Annotated in this window: 3 protein-coding genes; 1 reads left to right on the plus strand and 2 read right to left on the minus strand. The window is 73.7% G+C overall.

All coding sequences use genetic code 11. The features are described from left to right. Both ACZ3YO_RS39830 and ACZ3YO_RS39835 read right to left on the minus strand, forming a co-directional pair. On the minus strand, nucleotides 1–212 hold a 212-nt coding region (locus ACZ3YO_RS39830; RefSeq protein WP_465579179.1), incomplete at its 3' end, for an alkaline phosphatase family protein. Between the two features lie 14 nt (nucleotides 213–226). Further along, entirely contained in the window at nucleotides 227–1645 is a 1419-nt protein-coding gene (locus ACZ3YO_RS39835; protein ID WP_465579181.1) for an endonuclease/exonuclease/phosphatase family protein, read from the minus strand. Between the two features lie 430 nt (nucleotides 1646–2075). Between ACZ3YO_RS39835 and ACZ3YO_RS39840 the strand changes: the two genes are divergently transcribed. Then, nucleotides 2076–2215 (plus strand): SDR family NAD(P)-dependent oxidoreductase (locus tag ACZ3YO_RS39840; RefSeq protein ID WP_465579183.1); only part of this gene is annotated, 140 nt, incomplete at its 3' end.

The raw sequence follows: 2215 nt of genomic DNA on the forward strand, positions 1-2215 counted from the left end.
TGCTTGTCGCCGAAGCCGCGGACGCCGTTGAGGGTGCCGAAGTAGTGGTCGAAGCTGCGGTTCTCCTGCATGAGGACGACGACGTGCTTGACGTCGGCGATGCTGCCGGTCGAAGTGGCGGCTCGGGCGGGGGTGGAGGGGAGGCCGGTGAGCGCGGCGGCGCCGGCGGCCGCGGTGGCGCCGACGAAGGTACGGCGGGAGAGTTCGGACATCGCGAACAGGCCTCTCAGAGCTGGAAGGTGGCGACGGCGGCGGCGGAGTCCGAGGGCCAGCCGTTGCCGGCGGCGTTCGGCTCGGGCTGCGGCCAGCCGGTGGCGAGGGTGTGGGCCTCGACCGTCGTGAGCGGGCCGGCGAAGTGGACGGCGGCGATGCGGTCCTGCGGTTCCGGCTTGGTCCCGCGCTGCTTGCGGGTCGGCGACCAGGTGCTGCCCGGTGCGGCCACCGGGTCGGGGTGGGTGCGCCGGTAGGAGTCGGCCAGGCCGGCGCCTTGGAGGGCCACCGTGGCGGGCCATCCGAGCGGGCCGACCCCGTTGTGGGAGGCAGCCGTGGCGGCCGTCCAGTCGAGGTGCGACGGCGAGGCGAGGTCGGCGCCGAGGACGACGGCCCGCCCGGCGGTGACGTCCGCCTGGACGGCGGCGGCGAGCGCCTTGGCCTGCCGGCCGCGGGTGGAGGCGGTCTCGGCGGCCTCCACCTGGGCGGCGCTCTGGCCGTCCTGGACGGCGTACGGGCCGTAGGTGGCCTCGTCCAGGTGGGCGGCCCAGAACCGGACGGTGCGGCCGCCCGGGAGCTGGAGGGTGGCCCCGGCGGCGGGCAGTGAGGCGGTGACGGCCGTGACGGCTGTGAGCGGGTACCGGCTGAGGATGCCCACGCTGCCGGCGCTCTGGTAGGCGTACCAGCCGAGGGCGGTGGCCAGGCTCTGGGCGGCCGTCCCGGCGGTCTCCTGGAGCGCCAGGACGTCGATGCCCTGGGTGAGGACGGTGCGCAGCTGCTTCTCCGGTGCGTCGGTGAAGGCGGCGCCGGCGTTGGCGAGGTTCCAGCTCGCCACCTTCAGGCGCGGGGGAGCGGCCGGATCGGTCACCGGGACGGTGAGCGTGAGGGCGTCGGTGACTCCGGCGGTGTCCTTGACGCCGACGAGGAGCTGAACCTCGCCGGTGGTCGTGGGCGCGGTGCCGGTCACCGTGCCGTCGGCGGCCACCGAGAGCCAGGACGGCCCGCTGACCTTGCGGAAGGTCGGCGTGCCCGCCGCCCGGCACCAGAGGCCGCCGAGCCTGACGGAGACGGCGGCACCGGGCGCGACGGCCGTCGCGGTGAGCGCGTCCACGGCCAGGTGCGGGCGGACGGGCGCGGGCTTCGGGCGGAAGGTGAACGGCGCGGTCTGGGCGAGGATGCCGTAGCCGTCCTTGGCCAGGAGGTAGGCGGTGTACGGGCCGCCGGTGAGCGCGGAGGTGTCGAGCTGGACGTCGCCGGAGGAGCCGGGGGTGTACTTCCAGAGCAGGGAGCTGCCGGTGCCGGGCTGGCGGGTGCCGTCGTAGATGCCGACCCAGTTCTTGGCGTCGGGGGCGTCGGTCGTCCAGTGGAAGGTGAGCTTGTCGCCTTCGGTGGGGCTGGCGGGCGAGGCGAGGGTGAGGGAGCTGCCTGTGGCCACGAGGGTCCTTCGGGTCGGGGAGAGCGGCTAGTTGGCTGAACAACTAGACGCCTATTGACCCGAAGGGCGACATACTCCGTGTGAACGAGGCATGACCGGACGCCAGAAGGATGGACAACTCACCGTTGAGTCTTGGTCGTTGACGAACAGCGTGGCCGCTCGGGCGAGGGTCGGGTCGGCCGGGACGGTGCCGGCACGGAGATGCCCGGCAGCTCCGGGCCGCCGTCCGATCGATAACCGCACGGTTATCGCGACGGTGGCGTAGTCCCCATTGATGCGGCCTCGCGTGCACGGGAAGCTTGATCCGCCGGAGGATCGGCTGGTCGCCGGCCCTGTGGGGCCGTCGGGCCGGTCCGCCCTGGGCAGTGGTGAGTTGTGAACCACCGCCGGATCCCACCACGGGACCGGCGGCGAACGGGAGGGTACGAAGATGGCTGAGCTGGACGGCAGAACCGCTCTGGTGACGGGTGCTTCACGCGGGATCGGCCGGGCGGTCGCGCTGCGGCTGGCCGCCGAGGGCGCGTTGGTCGCGGTGCACTTCGGCGGCAACGAGGCTGCCGCCAAGGAGAC

The sequence above is a fragment of the Kitasatospora sp. NPDC022785 genome (assembly GCF_055561295.1).